The organism is Centipeda flueggei ATCC 43531 (genome assembly GCF_000160695.1).
Taxonomy (GTDB): domain Bacteria; phylum Bacillota; class Negativicutes; order Selenomonadales; family Selenomonadaceae; genus Centipeda; species Centipeda flueggei.
Window position 1 is genome coordinate 674,766 of record NZ_GG694006.1, and the last position, 17,675, is coordinate 692,440.

Consider the following 17,675-nt stretch of genomic DNA (forward strand, 5'->3'; position numbering starts at 1 on the left):
AGGAGGAAGAACAATGAACAAGATGCTCAACCGCCTATGCGCACTCGGACTCGCCGCGCTCTCCTTTGCCCTCCTCGGCTGCGGCACACAGAATGCGGCAAACGGGAAAAAAATCATCCATGTCGGCGGAACGCTCGACGTAACGGACAGTACGATGGATCCCGCAAAGGAGTGGGCAGGCTGGTTCGTTCTGCGCTGCGGTATCGGCGAGACACTGTTTCGTCTGGATGACGAGATGCGTCCGCAGCCATGGCTGGCAGAGCGTGCCGAAAACATCAGCCCAACCGACTGGCGCATCACGCTGAAAGATAACGTTGTCTTCTCCAATGGGGAAAAAATGACCGCCGAGAAAGTCGCTGCCTCTCTGCAGCGCACGGCGGAGATCAATCAGCGCGCCGCATGGCTGCGCGGGGCAGAGTACACAGCGGATGGAGACGTCCTCGCCATCCGGACAAAAGAACCGTATGCGACACTGGTGAACGACCTCTGTGACCCGTACGCCATCATCCTCGATGTCGCGGGCACGGAGGATTTTGACCAGGCGCCCGTCGCCACGGGGCCATTTACCCTCGCCTCCTACGAGCCGTACCTCTCCGCCGTCATGACACGCAATGAGCACTACTGGGATGGTGCGGTACGTGCAGACGGGGTGACCTACACAAAGATTCCCGACCCTGCCGCCCTCGCCATGGCCCTCGAGAGCGGAGAGATCGACGCCGCCCTCGACCTCAGTCCCGAGAACGCGGAGACGATTGCCGCATCGGACAAATTCACCCTCGTCCGCACGCCGCAGACACGCGTCTACCAGCTCTATATGAATTTCGACCGCCTCACCGACCCCGCCGTACGTACGGCAATCATGTGCGGCGTCGACAAGGACATCATCGGGACACAGTACCTCAAGGGCGGCATGACCGCCGCGAGCGGTGCCTTTCTCCCATCGACGCCCTACCGTGCCCCGGCACCGCTCTCCTATGACCTCCAAAAGGCACGTGCACTCCTCGCTGCGGCGGGCTATCAGGACAGCGATGGCGACGGCATCGTCGAGAAGAACGGCGTTCCGCTTGTCATCGGTCTCAGCATCTACCGCCGCCTCTCCTCGGAGGCTATCGCCACAGAGATGCAGGCTCAGCTCCGCCGTGTCGGGATAAAGATCGAGGTGCATCCGCACGAGAAGTCCACCTTCTTTAGCAGCGGCGACTTTGACCTCGGTATCTACTCCGTCGTCACCATGCCGACGGGCGACCCCTACGCCTTCCTGCGCGACGCGGTGGGCAGTACGGGCGTCGCCAACTACGGGCACTACCGCAGTGCCGCTGCAGATCAGGCACTGACGCAGCTCGCGGTCACCTTTGATCCCGCACAGCGCATCCAGCTCGTCAACCAGATCCAGCAGCAGGTGATCGACGACCGCGCGATGGACTTCATCGGATTCAACACCATGCAGGTCGGCATGGCAAAGGGTGTGAGCGGTCTCCTCTCTACGCCCTCGGACTACTATCAGGTCACCAAAGACCTGGACAAAGAATAAATGGCTGAAAAAAACGAATGCCATGTGACGCCTCCCCTCCTGCAGATCGACGGGCTATGCGCAGGGTATGGAGACAGTACCATCCTGCATGACATCACGCTGCAGGTCGCGCCGGGCGAGGTACTCGGCATCGTCGGCGCGAGCGGCAGCGGCAAGTCCACCCTGCTCAAGGCAATCATGGACCTACGCGAAACAGATCTCATCCGCCGCGCGGGCACGATCCGATTCGACGGACGTGACCTGAGTACTTGCACAGCGGAAGAATACCGTCGCTTGCGCGGCGCGGAAATGGGCATCGTGTTTCAGTACGCAAGCGCATCACTGAACCCGACACGCCGCATCGGGACGCAGTTTGCCGAGGCGATGCGGGCACATGGCACATACGCAGATGCGGAGATTACGGAGCGCGCGGCAGAGCTCCTGCGCCGCATGGGCTTCACTGACGCCGATCACATCCTCGACGCCTATCCCTTCACACTGTCGGGTGGGATGGCGCAGCGCGCCGCGATAGCGCTCGCACTTGCCCTGCGGCCGCGCCTCCTGCTCGCCGACGAGCCGACCTCGGCACTCGATGCGGCACTGCAGCAGCAAGTGCTCCAAATCCTGCGCACCCTGCGTGATGAAGACGGCACAGCGATGCTCCTCGTCACACACAATATTGGCGTACTGCGCCACATCGCCGACCGTGCCGCCGTCATAAAGGACGGGCGCATCATCGAACAGGGGGCGGCAGCAGAGCTGCTGATCCATCCGCAGTGTGCGGACACCAAGAATCTGCTTGCCTCTGTCCCCCGGATCAGCGTGCTCCCGCAGATCCCATCCCGCACACAGATCAGTTCTCCGAAAAGCACGTCCTGCACGAAGCCCACGCTCCTGCGCTTTGAAAACGTCTCCATGCACTTTGACGGAGACACTGCGCGGACGCAGGCGGTCGATGCCATGACCTTCTCTCTGTATGAACGCGAACGCCTCGGCATCGTCGGCGCAAGCGGCAGCGGAAAGTCCACTGCAGCCAAGCTCCTCACAGGACTGCTCACCCCGACAGAGGGACGCATCCTGCTCGCGGGGAAAAACGTCGTCGGCGCATCGGGCCGTGTGCGCAAAGAGCTCTGCCGCCGTATCCAGATGGTGTTTCAGGACGCACATGGCTCGTTCAACCCGCGCCGCAGCATCGGTGCAGCGATCGGCGAAACCATCTGTAACCTCTGCCCGTCCGATACCCAGTCCGTCGACCGCCGCGTCGCCGCCCTCCTCAAGGAAGTGGAACTCCCTCCCTCCTATGCTGCGCGATACCCGCACGAGATCAGCGGCGGCGAATGTCAGCGCGCCGCCATCGCACGCGCAATGGCAGTATCCCCCGCCCTTCTCATCTGTGACGAAGCGACCTCGGCGCTCGACATCTGCGTGCAGGAGAAAATCATTACACTCCTCCGCCGCCTGCAAAAAGAGCACGGCATGAGCCTCCTCTTCATCTCTCACGACCTCCCCCTCGTCAGCTCCATCACCGACCGCATCCTCATTCTGCGGCAGGGGCGCATCATCGAGCAGGGCAAAACGGCGGACATCCTGCGGGCACCGCACGAGAACGATACCAGGGAACTGCTGCACGCCGTACTGTAGCTAAAAACAAATGCACAAAAAAAGGACAGCAGATCGGAGTTTTCTCCTCCGTCAGCTGTCCCTTATTTATCTCCCCACCGCGTAAAAAATCACATGCGTGCCATCCTCGGAAATGCCGATGATATCCGCACGCGGGCGGTCAAAATCATTGCTGCTGTTCCACACATAAAAGGCATACTTCCCCGTCAGCTCCTCCCATTTCGCCGGATGCGGCACATAGTCAAAGAAAATGCGCTGCCAAAGGGGAAGCGCGGCAAAGCGCGGAAGCACCTTGCTCTCGTCCACCACGATCCGCGGCACACGGATCGTATCGTTGATATAGGGATGCCGCGTGCGCAGTTCTGAGTGCTCGCGCCCCTGCAGTTCATATTTGCGGATATTTTCCTTCGTATCGCCAAAGGAAAGATACGATTCATCCCATCCCCGCCCGAAACTGACACGGCTCCATACCTCAACATCATACGCCGTCAGCGGAATCTCGCGCGGAAAAAAATCGCGTCGGATCCCTGCATAGTTCTCCCGTCCGTTCGGCGAAAAATCGGAATAGAAAAAATATCCGATAAAGATCGACGCCGTCATCGCACCAACCACACACACTGAAAAGACAATCCCCAACAAGATCTGTCCCCATCCGCCGAGCCTTCGCCCGAGGAAATAAGCCAAGAGCGTGAGGAGCGCCATCAGAGCGGCGACATAGACAGAGCCAAAATCTTGGATAAATCCGCAGCAAAGAATTCCAATCAGAAGGAAGGCGATGGGCGGACGAAACCCGCGCAGATCCGCCCATACCATCTGCGCGATACGAATAAAGCTACTGGGTCTATACATAATCGCCCCCTCACATTTTCTAATCTCTCTATCATGCTTATCATACCATAAACACCACAATAATAAAAGCGCCTGCCACGTACGACAGACGCCTTTTTTTAAAAGCTGAGGCAGCACTGATAAATTCAGCACCAATTCGGAGAACGGTTTGATCAGCGATTCCCTAACTTATACCGCCGCACCCTCGATACCGAACGCTCTCATGTCATCCGCCACATTCGTAATGCCGCCGATGCCGAACGTCTCCACAAGCACCTTTGCCACATTCGGCGAAAGGAACGCGGGCAGCGTCGGACCGAGGTGGATGTTCTTCACACCGAGGTGGAGCAGGGCAAGCAGAACGATAACCGCCTTCTGTTCATACCACGCGATGTTGTACACTACGGGCAGCTTGTTCACATCGTCAAGACCGAACACTTCCTTCAGTTTCAGTGCGATGAGGGCAAGCGAGTAGGAATCGTTGCACTGCCCCGCATCGAGCACACGCGGAATGCCGCCGATGTCGCCGAGATTCTTCTTGATGTACTTGTACTTCGCGCAGCCCGCCGTCAGGATCACCGTATCCTTCGGCAGTGCCTCAGCGAAGTCCGCATAGTACTCACGCGACTTCATACGGCCGTCGCAGCCCGCCATCACGACGAACTTTTTGATTGCGCCGCTCTTGACGGCCTCGACTACCTTGTCCGCCACAGCAAAGACCTGCTCATGGGCAAACCCGCCAACGATCTCGCCCGTCTCCAGCTCCGTCGGAGGTGCGCACTTCTTCGCACACTCGATTACAGGCGCGAAATCCTTCTCGCCGTTCACGAGAGGAATATGCGTGCAGCCCTCCACGCCGACCGCCGCCGTCGTGAAGAGACGGTTCTTGTAGCTGTCCTTCGGCGGCACAACGCAGTTCGTCGTCATGAGGATCGGCCCGTTGAACTTCTCGAACTCCTCCTTCTGCTGCCACCAGGCATTGCCATAGTTGCCGACGAGATTGTCGTACTTCTTGAACTTTGGATAGTAGTGCGCGGGAATCATCTCGCCATGCGTGTAGACATCGACGCCTGTCCCCTTCGTCTGCTCAAGGAGACGCTCGAGATCCTTGAGATCATGACCTGAGATGAGAATGCCGGGGCGGTTTCTGACGCCAAGCTTCACCTTCGAAATCTCGGGGTTGCCGTAGCTCTCCGTATTCGCCGTGTCAAGGAGCGCCATGCCCGCAACGCCCCACTTGCCCGTCTCAAGGACAAGCGCTGTCAGCGCATCGCCGTCCAGCGAATCGTCGAGGAGTTTTGCGAGGGCGCTCTGCAGGAACGCATCCACTTCCTCATTCTCATAACCGAGTGCGTTTGCATGCTCCATGTACGCCGAAAGTCCCTTCAGGCCGTACATCGTCAGCTCACGCAGACTGCGCACATCCTCATTCTCCGTTGCGAGCACGCCGACCGTCTTGGCCTTCGCCGCAAAATCCGCACGCGCGCCCGTCCACTGCGCCGCCGCTGGGAGACTCGACGCATCGCCAAGCTCACGCAGGAGCTGTGCCTTCAGCGCCAGGCTCTCCTCGATCACATCCATGATCGCCTCGCGGTCAAAATTGGCATTCGTGATCGTCACGAACAGATTCATCGTAATGCGGTGATTCGTCTCCACTGAGACTTTCTTGCCCGCCGCACGCAGCGCTGTCGTCACCGCACCAAGCCCCTTCGTGACATAGACGAGGAGATCCTGCATCTCCGCGACATCCGGCTTCTTGCCGCAGACGCCCTGCACTGTGCAGCCCTTGCCGCCAGCCGTCTCCTGACACTGAAAACAAAACATCTTAGCATCCATAGATAACTCTCCTTTGCGAAAATCCACATTTCTTGTGTTCGATTATAGCAAAGGGGATCATCCATCGACGTAACATATGTTACTAGATAATAATCAATAGTTGTTCTCAGTTTATATAATCCTGCACGGGAAAGTCCGCATCAAACGCCTGAATATCCGCCAATGTATCAAACTCGTAGATGATGCCGTCCGGGAACTCACGCCGCTCAAGCGCGAGTTCATCAAGATGGCGCATATAGAACTGCTCCCAGAGGAGGCTGCGCACGGATACATCCTGTTCATAGCCCGTACGCAGGAGTGCACTGAACTGTGCGCTGAAATTTCGCGTAAAATAGGCCTGTCCCAGCATATACCATCCATGCGCGCCGCCAATCTGCACGTCGGTAATGCGGCCATCGCCGTTCACCGTGAGATAGTATTCATCATTCGGCGTATCGCCATATACCGCCGCATAGTAGGCGCGATAAACATACGGCGCAAAAACGTTCTCCATAAAATAGTTATCCGCCGAACAAATATATGTATTATCGAGCACGTCGAGTACCCGGTAAAGCGATGACGTGTTGTTGCAGCAGTGATAGTCCTCATTTTCAACCAGATGAATATGGGGATCCGATGCGAGGTAGGAAAATTGCTCCTTCAGGTAGCCAACAACAAGGTAAATATCCGCAATACCCGCCGCGCGGAGCTGCGCGATCTGCCGCTCGACCAGCACCTCACCGCGAACGCGCAGGAGCCCCTTTGGCGTACGGTCCGTGATTGGTGCAAGGCGGCTGCCATACCCCGCCGCCATCAGCACCGCATTCGTCACGCGATAGGGCGCAAGGCGCGCTGCTGCCTGTGCGCGCTGGACGGCATCATCTGCATCAAGCGATGCGATTGCCGCATCAAAGGCATCTTTGGTCATATCATCTCCCATGCCTCAATCCGCTGCATGCTCAGGATGCGGATGCAGTGATACAAGAAGGACTCCCAGAAAGACGAGGCTGCAGCCCAGCACCATCTGTCCCGAGATCTCCGCCCCGGCAATGCCCCATTGCAGCAATACGCCCCATATAATATAGGTTGCATTCGTCGCCATACCGCGCGCACAGCCAATGGCACGATTGACCGCATACCAGAGGAAGTAGGACGCGCCTGCAGCAGTTCCTGCGGCAGCGAGAGTCATAAACGGCAGCGGAGCTGCGAAAAGTATATGCAGAGGGGCATCGCCCGCGAAAAAGAACAGCGTAATCGCCAGCAGGATCGTCCCTGAGATGCACTCGCGCAGAGTAATGGCGATATCCGGCCCGATGTCTGCCATGCCGCGTACAGCCAGCACAATTTCGCCGCCCCAGCAAAGAGCGGCGAGAAGTGCACACGCCATCCCCGGGAGCAGCAGCAGTGCATCCTCCGGCGCCACAGCCCCTGTGATAATTCCCCCTGCAACAGCAAGAACGATGCCGACGCCCATGCGCAGAGTGACCTGCTGACGCAGGAGCAGGCGCGCTAAGATACAGCCAATGACGGGATACAGCGCGGAAAGCGCCAGCGCGTAGGCCGGCCCCGCCCACAGGATGCCAAGGCAATATGAGAGCTGTCCGACAGGTCCGCCAAGCAGTGCGGCAGCACAAAGAAAAGCACCGGAACGGCTGATGACCATACGCATCAAATGCAAAGTGCCGCGAAAACCGTTCATAAGGAGCAGAAAAACTGCCGCGCTCGCATCATTGACTGCCGTACAGGCAAGAGGAAAAGCGATGCCGACGGCAAATCCCGCTCCTGCTGCCGTCGCACCAACATGATACAGATAGTTGTTGCATCCCCAGAGAAGCCCGCTCACAACGCCGAGCATCACCCACATCGGATACCGTACCATCACAGCATCTCCCATTGTTCTCGTGCTTTTTCGGCGTATTCCTTCGCAAATCGGAACTGATTTTCCTCGTACGGCCCGAATGTCGCGCCGAGCGAGCTTTTATAGACACTCCAATCGTACCAGAGAAGTCCTCCCACCGCCATATAGGTATGGACACGTGCACGCAGCAGAGCATCAAAGCCCTCTGGAAAGTATGCCGCGATGAGCTGCTCTGTCTCATCCTCATGATAGTCGGCATAGATGGCGAACATGGCGATGTCAATCAGCGGATCGGACAGACCTGCATACTCCCAATCGATCAGATAAGGCCGCTCCCTTCCCTCCACAAAGAGAAAGTTATCCGAAACTGCATCAATGTGACAGAGTATCTCCGCCCCCGCCAAAAATGAAGCAACAAAAGGGCGAAGAGAAAAGACCTGCTCGCGCACCGTGCGGTACACACTGCGTCTGCATTCCTGCTCCGGCATCAGCGTCTCATAAAAGAGGAGCTCGGCAAATGGGTCAAATACTTTTACCCCGCTGAACCTGCGCTCATGAAAAGAACGCAGTGCCTCCATGCAGGAAGTGACTTCCTGCTCATTATGAGGGTCACAGACATGGGAGTGCTCATAGTAACGCGAAATCTTATACCCCGGCTGCGTACTTAGTGCCACGATGTGCTCCGTGATGCCCGTGTCAGACAGGAGCTCATAGACTGCCTTCTCGTTTTCGCGGTCGATCAGGCGCTCCGTCCCCTCTCCATTGCAGCGAAAAATATACTTTTTCCCATCCGCGGTAAAGAGGAACGAATCATTTGTCATGCCTTCCTTCAGCGGCAGAAGAATCCCTTTTGCGGCACTCTGCCCAAAATGCAGGCGAATCGTCCGCCGGATCAACTGCTCCTGTGACTCATTCATCGAATCCATTCCTCTTTCTTGCGCATTAGCGAAACACTGATAAATTCGGCACCGCCATCTTAGTACATCCTTTTCGCCCGCTTATCGTCAGCAAATTCTCCACATAACCCTCACTATGTGTCCGGTTGGCTGCCTCAATCGGAAAAATCTACGCCAATCTGGCATATCTCATTGTATCAGCGACTCCTTTACTGGTTTTGCAATGCGTCCTTCAGCATTTCCTTGATGGTTTCGCCGGCATTGACTTGCGTATGATAAAAGTATTTGTCGAGCACTGACACACGCTCTTTGCACATAGGATCTTCCCCCGCAGTGACCATCTCAATAAAGCGGACAATGTGCTCAAAGGTATCGCCCGAATAGTAGTGTGCCAGCACATCGGCATCGTCCTCCGGATATTCCCGATAGTCTGGTGCACCTTTTGTCCCTAGATACAGAACAGGACGCCCCATCAGCAGATATTCCACCAAGATGGATGAAATATCTGAAATCAGCGCATCTGATTTGCAAAATGAGCCTGTCAGATCTCCACATAGGTCTAATGATACATTAGGGATATCTTCGCAATGACGATAAAAGGCCTGAACCTCTTCCTCGCTCATAAATCCCATTTTCGTCACTGCACCATAAAAGAGAGGATGCGGTCGTACGATGAGCCCAAGCTGTGGATGCTCCGCGAAATACTGCAGAATTCTTTCCCCATATTCCCTAAAGGTTGCCGTAGCTTGATCCCAGAAGCCGTAGTCGATCCCCCACAGAAATGTCTTTTTAAAGCGTGCATCCGGCTTGAGCCGCTCCTTTTGCTCGGATATATAGTCCGCCAAGGGCGCACCGGCAAGCGATACATGAGCATTCCCTGACTGGCAGTACATTCCGTACTTGCGGATCTCACGCGATGAGCGCACATAAACACGCCATGCATGCCGATGTATCGGCAAATCATAGAGATACACCTTGTTCTTCTCATCAACAAAAAATGGAATGGAGTATGGGAGATAGACGATCCGGATTCCGTATCTCCTAACATTTTCAACAGAAAACTTTGGGTGATGCCAATCATAGGGATTCGTATAAATGAGCACGTCTGGTCTGCGCTCCGCAAAACGATAAGCAGCCTCTGGTACAAACGGAAGATTACGATCATTCAAGAACTGAAGAAAAGCGGGGTATTCCTTCGCACTGTCCCACGATCGCTCCTGCATATCAATCGCAACGAGTCGGCAGTCAAACAATTCATCCTTCGACAACGCCTCGTACAGACTTTTGACCTTGCACCAAACAGTAGGAAACTCGAGTAAAATATCCACACGCAGGCGCCGATGATTCACTCCAACAGGTGCCTGTACATTTTCAGGAGCTCCAACAGCAGAATGTTCTTTTTTCCGGTCATCACTGAACACGCTGTAGTCCGCGGGCAGCTGCAAGCTTCCCTTCAGTGCATTTTCAAGCAGTATATATTCCACACGGACGGGAACTTTAAGTGACGCGAGTGCACTCAAAAAACGATACGCCGTGGGAGCATCTCCCTTGCTGTGCAGAGACTCTGCCACTTGATACAGGAAATCGGCCACATAGCCCAGAAAATACATACTGACAGCATCAGAAGTTCCGTATCCTGAAAGAGTATCAGCGATCTTCAGTAAGTCCTCCAACCGCACATTTTTCTGTGTTGCATTGTGCAGGATCCGAAGAATACCACTCTGTATCATCGTACACAGATAGATATCCGTATCTTTTGTATGACACAGACGATAGGCTGCAAGCAGTGCATCGACATCCACATTCTCATGCTCTGATTTCTCTATCAGCCCAACTGTAAGGATAAGCGCATCAGCCGTTTTACCAGACTCAATCAATTCCGCAAGACTCATACTTGTCTCACCTTTCCTATTGGGTTACCTTCTTGCAATTTCGGCAGACCTTATTGAAATTCTTTGTTTTGATCTCTTCTCGTAATTTACGAATCTTTTCCCCCTCCCACATCTCTTTTAACGAAGTATCTCGAATATTCCCCAAGGGGAAATAAGTTCCATACGAGGTACAGCAGGGCAGCACGACACCGTCATATCGAATTGCCAATCTGCGAAACGGCTCTACACACTCTGGCGTGTATTCCGTCACATCAGCCAAATGTTCAATATGTGATGCATCCATCAAAACCTGAAAATCAATAATGTCCGCTTTTCCTTTCCACTTTTCCAAAAAGGCTTCACGTTCATTAACGTTGTCCTCCATCATAACCATGGAAACACGAAGAGAAGGAAATATAGCTTCTCCGCGCAGTGCAATGAAGCGGTCAATATGATTCTCTACCTGATCGAGATCTCCTTTTCGCACATCGTAATAGGTCTCCTTTGTCGCTGCATCCAATGAGACGCTCAGTCGTTTCACGCCCGCATCAATGATCTTCTTTGCTGTTTTCTCATTTAATGCAGAACCATTTGTGATAATTGTAAAATCGAGTACGTCTGCTTCTTTCAAGACATCTAAAATATCTCCAATTTGAGGGTGTATCAGGCACTCTGAAAACGCCCCGACCCACAGGGAAGCGACTTTCATTTCATTGATGTTTGTGACAAGGCGGCGAACACTTTCGACAGGAATATTCACCTTGTCCTTCTCAGGGACAAAGGCCTTGTCACACATTTTGCACTTGTAATTACACCATGAGGTCAGCTCTAACATAATTTCGAGCGGTTTCTCCAGGACATCGTCCATGATGTTCGGCGCATCCCACAGTTCACGGTATCGACGATAGTCACTGCCCTGCGCTTCTGTAATTGCGGCAATTCTTTCCTGACTATAGTATCGCTTTACAGACCCTCTGTCCTCAAAGATATACATGATATAACGCCCCTAAAATTCCTTTTACTCAATCAGATCCCACTGCACAGCAGTTCCACGGGTAATGCTGCAGTTTGCCTTCTTCCCCAAAATGATATCATAATACTTGGGCGAAAGCCCCATCCCTGGACGGATACGGCGCAGGTTTTTCTCCGTAAAGACATCGCCAGCCTTCATATCCTCGACGACATACAGACTGCGGCGGAACTGGAGTGACTTCTGCTCCTGCTCTGCCCTTTCATAGGACACCGTCCCCAACGCGAGTGCTGCTGTACGGCACTCCCGCACAAGCTGTGCCATCTCCGCAGGCTCCAGAGAAAATGCCGCATCGACACCTCCCTCAGCACGCGAGAGGGTGAAGTGCTTCTCAATCACCGCTGCACCAAGTGCAACACTCGCCACTGCCGCACCGATGCCGAGCGTATGATCGGAGAGCCCGACGGTACAGCCGAACAGCTCCCGCATATGCGGAATGGTCCGCAGATTCGTCCCCTCCGGTGAGGCAGGATAGCTGCTTGTGCACTTGAGCAGGGTCAGATCCGTACAGCCATTTTCCCGTACCGTTTGAACGAGATCCGAGAGCTCTGCGACCGTTGTCATCCCTGTCGATGCGATGATCGGCTTTCCCGTGCGGGCGACCTTGCGGATGAGCGGCAGATCCACATTCTCAAACGAAGCGATCTTGTAACAGGGAACGCCAAGATCTTCCAAAAAATCCACGGACGTATCATCAAACGGGGTACTGAAGCCCATTATGCCGCGTTCTTTGCATCGCTCAAAGATCGCCTTGTGCCATTCCCATGGCGTATGCGCCTTCTCATAGAGATGGTAGAGTGTTTCGCCCTTCCACAGGCTGTCCTTATCAGAGATAAAGAACTCCCCCGTGTCTATGTCAATCGTCATCGTATCTGCTGTGTAGGTCTGAATCTTCACTGCATCGACGCCTGCATCCGCTGCAGCATCAACGATGGCAAGTGCACGCTCCAATGACTGGTTATGATTGCCTGACATCTCCGCAATGATGAAGGGGATCTTCTCTATCATATTCTACTCCCTCGGTCTTCCCGCTATGCCTATTCTTTTTTCATATCGCAGAAGATCATTCTCGCTGTACTCCGTATATTTCAAGGCTATAAAGGCTCTTCGCGAGGCGATATTTTCCTTTTTTACATAACCCACAAGATGCAGATGCTCATTTTCTTCTCCCAGCTTGTCCTCCATCATCTGGAGTATCAGCCGCCCATATCCTCGCGCGCGAAATCTCACATCTATACTATAGCTGATCAGCGCTGTCTCTTGGTCAATACTTAGACGAATTTGCCCTGTTGGCATATTATTGACCATCAGAATGTAAAAGTGTTTTGCCTTCTCCGTGCCAAGTACGCTCTTCAGCCATCGGACATGATCCTCATAGACAATTTTTTCTCCATGAAGAGAGTTCGCACGAGTCTCTCTGTCGTTACGCCATTGAAAGAGGAGCATTGCATCGGCGTATTCAGCAGGGCGCAAATATATTAGTTCCTTCTTCGGCATGATGCTCCACGTCCAATCTGCAAGTGTTCTGTATCTGGGTGAGAGCTTCCGGCTTCGTCATGACATAGAGTGCATGATACAGTGCCATCTCCGTCACTTCATCCCATCGCCCCAGATAGTAAATCAGCCCTGCATCTGCACAGTCGCGGCATATCTCAAGCTGATTCTCGGCAATGGCGGTGACGATTGCCGGCAGACCGAGAAAGCATCGCTCCCACGTGGTTGTTCCGCCGGCTCCGAGGCAGAGGTCAGCGTTCGCCATAAACTCCGCCATGTTGCTGACGGCGCAGTAGGTGTGCAGAAAGTCATGCGGTGCACACAGCTCCTCGATCTGTGTGCGATGTGCATTGCTCCCGCCGATGATGACATCGACCTCAACGGCGGGCAGGGAGAGGTGCAGGAGCGCTCGAACAGCCTTTTCAGTCTCATGCGTGATATCACTGCCGCCATAGAATACAAGGATGCGGCGGAGATGGCCGTCCCGCCGGCGCAATTTTTTCTTTGCCGCATAAAACTCCTCACGCAGAAGTGCATAAGAGGGGCCAAGGAGGAGTTTGCAGGAGGGAGGTACAAGCCCGTCATAACGATGCTGCATTGCGCGATAGAAATTCTGATCGAGCAGTATATCGCAGTCATGCTTCCGATTGGCAAGGTCGTCGATCACAAAGATCTCACCGACGAGCGGGCGCACGATCCGCTCCCACACCTCATCGAGTGCATAGCTGTCAACGACGAGACGCATGATCGGTGCAAGTGTACGAAGCACCTCTCCCGTCTCCCGCGCATCCGTTTCCTGTGCAACGGCAAGCCATGCCGCATAACCAGTAAGCGACGGATCATCTGCATAGTGCGGAAGGACGTGCAGCGGAAAGCCTTGCTCACGCACCAGATGATTCAAATTGCCGATGAGATCACGGCAGATAAAATGTACCTCTGTCCCCTCGCGCCGCATCCGCCCCGCCAGTGTCAGACAGCGCATCAGATGCCCGCTGCCGATTTGCTCTGACGCGTCTGCACGTATGACTGCTATTTTTTGCATCTGCCCATGTCCCGCATCAGAGATCAGCCCAGGACGATCTTCAGCGGTTTCCCTTCCATGTAGGTCTCGGGGTGTCCGCTCCTCAGCGCCTCGCGATAGACCTTCATCGCATCCTCAAACACATTGAGCGTAAAGTCCAGATCCGCCTGCGTGTGGGTATAGCAGGGGAAAATATGCCAGCCAAGCAGCACACCGCGCTTGACGCTCTCCTGCATAAAGATGGAGTTATAGAGCCAGTCTTTCTTCCCCTCGTAGTCTGTATACTCAAGGTTCAGTCGGCAGGGATAGCCCGCGAGATCGATCGGCACATCGAGATCCTTCGCCATCGCACGGAATTTATCCTGGAGGTACTTGCCTTTCGCCCAGATTTCCTTCGTTGCCTCACCGGATTCGAGTTCCTTCATGACGGCAATGCCGGCCGCCAGCGAGAGGCACTCTCCGCCAAAGGTCGTCGAGATGAATACGTTTCTATCCACCTCTTCCATGATGTCCTTGCGCCCCGCCACGATTGAGAGCGGCATGCCGTTCGCCGCTGCCTTGCCAAAGGTCGAAAGGTCGGGCGTGACGCCGAAATATGCCTGTGCGCCCCCGATAGAGAAGCGGAATCCATTGACGACCTCATCAAAGATCAGCAGTGCGCCATTTCGGTGACACAGTTCCTTCAAATTTTCGAGGAAGCCGTCCTTTGGCGGCTCGATCTCGACTGCCTCTGTGATGACCGCCGCCACCTCGCCCGGATACGCGGCAAAGTACTCCTCCACCTTCGCCAGATCATTATAGTCAAATTTATGAATAAATTTTCGTGCCTCCGGCAGGATCCCGCCCTGGCGCACACTCTCAGCGGCAGTTGTCCACTCATGCCAGCCATGATACTCACCGCGGATAATATGCTTTCTGCCCGTATAGCTGCGGGCGATGCGCACCGCCGCCTCCGTTGCAGACGACCCTGTCTTCAGGAAGCGCACTTTTCCGGCACTCGGAATATGCTTGACACAGAGCTTTGCATACTCTACTTCCTCCGGTGCAACGAGAGAGTATCCCATTCCACGGCGCAGCTGGGCAATCACGGCATCATCCACAGCCTTGTACTGATAGCCAAGCAGGATGGGGCCGAGTCCCATATCGTAGTCAATGTATTCATTGCCGTCGACATCCCAGACGTGCCCGTCTTTTCCGTGGTCGATATAGATCGGCGAGACCCCCTGGATGTGCGTCTCAGGCCCTTTGCTGTACAACTGGCATCCTGAAAGGATATTCTCCTGCGCCTCTTTCCACAGTTCCTCTGACCTCTTCAGGCTTCTCTCATTGATCTTCATGATGGTTTTCCTCCTCTGTCCATTCCGATGCCGCTGTATTTCTGCGCTGATTACAGCACTCTCTCATCAGCGATGGACTTTTTCAGCCCCTCGTTGCGCATAATTCCCTGATTGATATGGGCGAGTGTTTCATCTTCACGAAACAGTGTGAGAATGTCTTCCATAGTAAAGTCGGGATGCTGCGGATAAAGCCGCTCGTAAATCTTCTCGATCAATGCGAAGTCCTGCGGCTCATCCACCGTCCAGCGCATCGCTCCATAATCCTCGGCGCAGTCCACCGTACCGACGCGAAACAGTTCCGGATGACGGCGGATATACAGCGTTACATGCTCACGCTCAGACGGAAGATCTGCCTTCTGATAGGCTTTCTCCAATGCCGCATAGGTCATAACCTCCGTATCGAGGCCATCGGGAAAGCGTTCCGTCGTGCTCGTGTAGTCATTGCGTCCTGCAGCATGCTGTGCAGTCACCCGATCGACAATGTGCGGATCGATGACGGGACAGTCCCCCGTCAGGCGCACGACATGGGTCGGCATATACCTCTGTGCGCAGTGATAATACCGCCCCAGGACATCATCCAGACTGCCGCGATAGACATCATAGCCTGCCGCCTCAACCGTCTGTGCGAGCTCATCATCCATCGGATCCGAACTTGTGGCGAGCACGAGCCGCGTAATCTCGCGGCACTCCTTCAGCCGGTCCAGTTCGCGCAGAATCATTGCTCGTCCCAGGAGCGGCCGCAGGACTTTTCCGGGCAGGCGGCTGGACGATGTCCGCGCCTGCAAAATTGCCAAGACCAATGTATGTCTCCTCTGAATCACGGCAACGAAATCATTGCGTTAAGACATAATACTCTTCGTTTTCCATCTTGCGCAGTGCAGCGCACATCCCTCGAGCCTCTGAAGGTGCGTACCCATACGTCTGTTTGTCATGGTCAAAGGTAAATACCGCAGTCTCTCGATATAGGCCTGTCGCTTTGAAAAAAGCCGTATAATCCTGTTTATATGTATAGACTTCCTCATCCGGCAAATGGTGATACTTCCTTTTTTGCTGATAGTCGGGGTCAAAATCGCCAATAACAAGTGTACCTCCCCTGCGAACAAGCGCATCAATCCTGCTCATGGATTGAACCAGAAGGCTTCGATCTACCCAATGCAGCACAAAATTGCATATAACAAGATCAAACGATGTATCATACGGAATCTCATGTAATGCCTTTTGCTTCAGATGAATCTCTGGAAAGGCATCACATCCCGCCTCAATGGCTTCGTTCGAAATATCATAGCCATAACATACAGCATGGAACTTTTGCCGCAGGTACTCCAGCCGATATCCATTGCTGCATCCAACCTCCACAATACGCCGCGGATGAACTCCTATACTTTCGATCATACGGCAAACGAAATCATCCTTTGGAACCAATTTCACTTTATTTCTCTCGTACCATTGATCTCCTTCGCCACTTTGAAAAATTTCATCTTGTGTCATAGAAATTCCTTTCTACCAAAGGTTCGGTTGAACCACGCGTGCCGGCACATTGAAAGACACGCCCCGAAGATGCCTATAGCACTGTACAGCTGTTGTCTCCTTTTGCGACATCGTAACATTTTCTAGAAGTTGGTTGGGCGTATCCACCCCAAAAACGACATAGTCAATATAAGGGTGCGAAAGTGTATAAAGTAATGCCGCCTCTGCCGGTGAACACCCACAATCCCTCGCCAGCTCATGAAAACATGCAATTGCTCTTCCGCTGCCCCCAACATGCCTCTCTGCCTCCTGCGGCTGCATAAGGAGAAGCCCCTGTAAAAATACACTCCGGGCAAAGATAATTTTTCCGTGCTCCTTTGCCAATGTAAAAAAAGAGCACCCATCCAGCCGCTGATCTAACACATTGTATGGCACTTGGATCACGTCAATGCGATCATCATGTGCTGCCCGCATGGCATCTTGCGGTTCATAGATGCTGACCCCGATTTTTTTCGTCAGACCACTATCTTTCGCGACACACATTCCATCCATAATGCCGCTCTTATCTAAATCATCTGCACGGTGGAGCATATAGCAAAATAGCTGCTCCGCATCCAAACGATGAAGAGATGTACGAAGCCCCGCAAGCACTGCTTCAGTGCAGTCTGCCGTTCCAGGAGCCAATTTTGATGCAAGATGTGCCCCCTTGCGGGCAAGGCCATAACGCCCTAAGACATCTTCGGAGGTCCCATAAGCACTTGCCGTATCAAACATCCGAACCCCCGCAGACAAAGCCGTATCCAAAACGGCAAAAGCCTCCGCGTCCGTCGGCTGCCGTCCAAGCGCATTGTTGACGCCATATTGCATACCGAACTGCACCGTACCGAGACAGAACTTATCCGTCAGTTTCCGCACAGATATCCTCCCA

General features: G+C 54.0%; 16 protein-coding genes. 2 read left to right on the top strand and 14 right to left on the bottom strand.

Translation table 11 applies throughout. The annotated features are described in order from the left end of the window. Positions 1-13 precede the first annotated feature (13 nt). Together HMPREF0908_RS03160 and HMPREF0908_RS03165 are read left to right on the top strand one after the other, a co-directional pair. On the top strand, positions 14-1,531 hold the full coding sequence (locus HMPREF0908_RS03160) for an ABC transporter substrate-binding protein (RefSeq protein ID WP_006689991.1): 1,518 nt from the start codon (positions 14-16) through the stop codon (positions 1,529-1,531). Further along, positions 1,532-3,151, top strand: a complete 1,620-nt coding sequence (locus HMPREF0908_RS03165) for an ABC transporter ATP-binding protein (RefSeq protein ID WP_006689992.1) — start codon at positions 1,532-1,534, stop codon at positions 3,149-3,151. Positions 3,152-3,217: 66 nt separating this feature from the next. Here the strand turns inward: HMPREF0908_RS03165 and HMPREF0908_RS03170 are convergent, their stop codons facing one another. The 14 genes from HMPREF0908_RS03170 to HMPREF0908_RS03235 all read right to left on the bottom strand — a co-directional run bounded on the left by HMPREF0908_RS03170 (position 3,218) and on the right by HMPREF0908_RS03235 (position 17,662). Further along, complete coding sequence (locus tag HMPREF0908_RS03170; protein WP_006689993.1) at positions 3,218-3,979, bottom strand: hypothetical protein; 762 nt, start codon at positions 3,977-3,979, stop codon at positions 3,218-3,220. A gap of 168 nt (positions 3,980-4,147) precedes the next feature. Next, positions 4,148-5,794, bottom strand: a complete 1,647-nt coding sequence (gene hcp, locus HMPREF0908_RS03175) for a hydroxylamine reductase (protein WP_006689994.1) — start codon at positions 5,792-5,794, stop codon at positions 4,148-4,150. A 106-nt stretch (positions 5,795-5,900) separates the two neighbouring features. Then, complete coding sequence (locus HMPREF0908_RS03180) at positions 5,901-6,701, bottom strand: NTP transferase domain-containing protein (RefSeq protein ID WP_050755861.1); 801 nt, start codon at positions 6,699-6,701, stop codon at positions 5,901-5,903. A 15-nt stretch (positions 6,702-6,716) separates the two neighbouring features. Continuing rightward, positions 6,717-7,652: a DMT family transporter gene (locus tag HMPREF0908_RS03185; RefSeq protein WP_040572374.1), complete on the bottom strand. Its 936-nt coding sequence runs from the start codon at positions 7,650-7,652 to the stop codon at positions 6,717-6,719. Then, positions 7,652-8,548 (bottom strand): phosphotransferase, encoded by an 897-nt coding sequence (locus tag HMPREF0908_RS03190; RefSeq protein ID WP_245522898.1) that lies wholly within the window; start codon positions 8,546-8,548, stop codon positions 7,652-7,654. Before HMPREF0908_RS03190 ends, HMPREF0908_RS03185 begins: the two co-directional genes overlap by 1 nt. 188 nt (positions 8,549-8,736) lie before the next feature. After that, entirely contained in the window at positions 8,737-10,419 is a 1,683-nt protein-coding gene (locus HMPREF0908_RS03195) for a CDP-glycerol glycerophosphotransferase family protein (protein WP_006689998.1), read from the bottom strand. Between the two features lie 16 nt (positions 10,420-10,435). Continuing rightward, the gene (locus HMPREF0908_RS03200) at positions 10,436-11,392 is read right to left on the bottom strand and encodes a radical SAM/SPASM domain-containing protein (RefSeq protein ID WP_006689999.1); all 957 of its coding nucleotides are present in this window, start codon (positions 11,390-11,392) and stop codon (positions 10,436-10,438) included. Between the two features lie 24 nt (positions 11,393-11,416). Next, a complete protein-coding gene (pseI, locus tag HMPREF0908_RS03205; RefSeq protein WP_006690000.1) occupies positions 11,417-12,436 on the bottom strand; it encodes a pseudaminic acid synthase in 1,020 nt (339 codons plus the stop codon). Between the two features lie 3 nt (positions 12,437-12,439). After that, positions 12,440-12,925 (bottom strand): GNAT family N-acetyltransferase, encoded by a 486-nt coding sequence (locus HMPREF0908_RS03210; protein ID WP_006690001.1) that lies wholly within the window; start codon positions 12,923-12,925, stop codon positions 12,440-12,442. Next, on the bottom strand, positions 12,888-13,964 hold the full coding sequence (gene pseG / locus HMPREF0908_RS03215; RefSeq protein WP_006690002.1) for a UDP-2,4-diacetamido-2,4,6-trideoxy-beta-L-altropyranose hydrolase: 1,077 nt from the start codon (positions 13,962-13,964) through the stop codon (positions 12,888-12,890). The genes HMPREF0908_RS03210 and pseG overlap by 38 nt, the downstream gene beginning before the upstream one ends. Before the next feature lie 23 nt (positions 13,965-13,987). Further along, positions 13,988-15,280 carry an aspartate aminotransferase family protein gene (locus HMPREF0908_RS03220; protein WP_006690003.1) on the bottom strand — a complete coding sequence of 431 codons (1,293 nt, stop codon included), beginning with the start codon at positions 15,278-15,280 and terminating at the stop codon, positions 13,988-13,990. A gap of 50 nt (positions 15,281-15,330) precedes the next feature. Further along, entirely contained in the window at positions 15,331-16,074 is a 744-nt protein-coding gene (locus tag HMPREF0908_RS03225; protein WP_245522899.1) for a cytidylyltransferase domain-containing protein, read from the bottom strand. Positions 16,075-16,111: 37 nt separating this feature from the next. After that, the gene (locus HMPREF0908_RS03230) at positions 16,112-16,768 is read right to left on the bottom strand and encodes a class I SAM-dependent methyltransferase (protein ID WP_006690005.1); all 657 of its coding nucleotides are present in this window, start codon (positions 16,766-16,768) and stop codon (positions 16,112-16,114) included. A 12-nt stretch (positions 16,769-16,780) separates the two neighbouring features. After that, on the bottom strand, positions 16,781-17,662 hold the full coding sequence (locus HMPREF0908_RS03235) for an aldo/keto reductase (RefSeq protein ID WP_006690006.1): 882 nt from the start codon (positions 17,660-17,662) through the stop codon (positions 16,781-16,783). Positions 17,663-17,675: the final 13 nt, after the last annotated feature.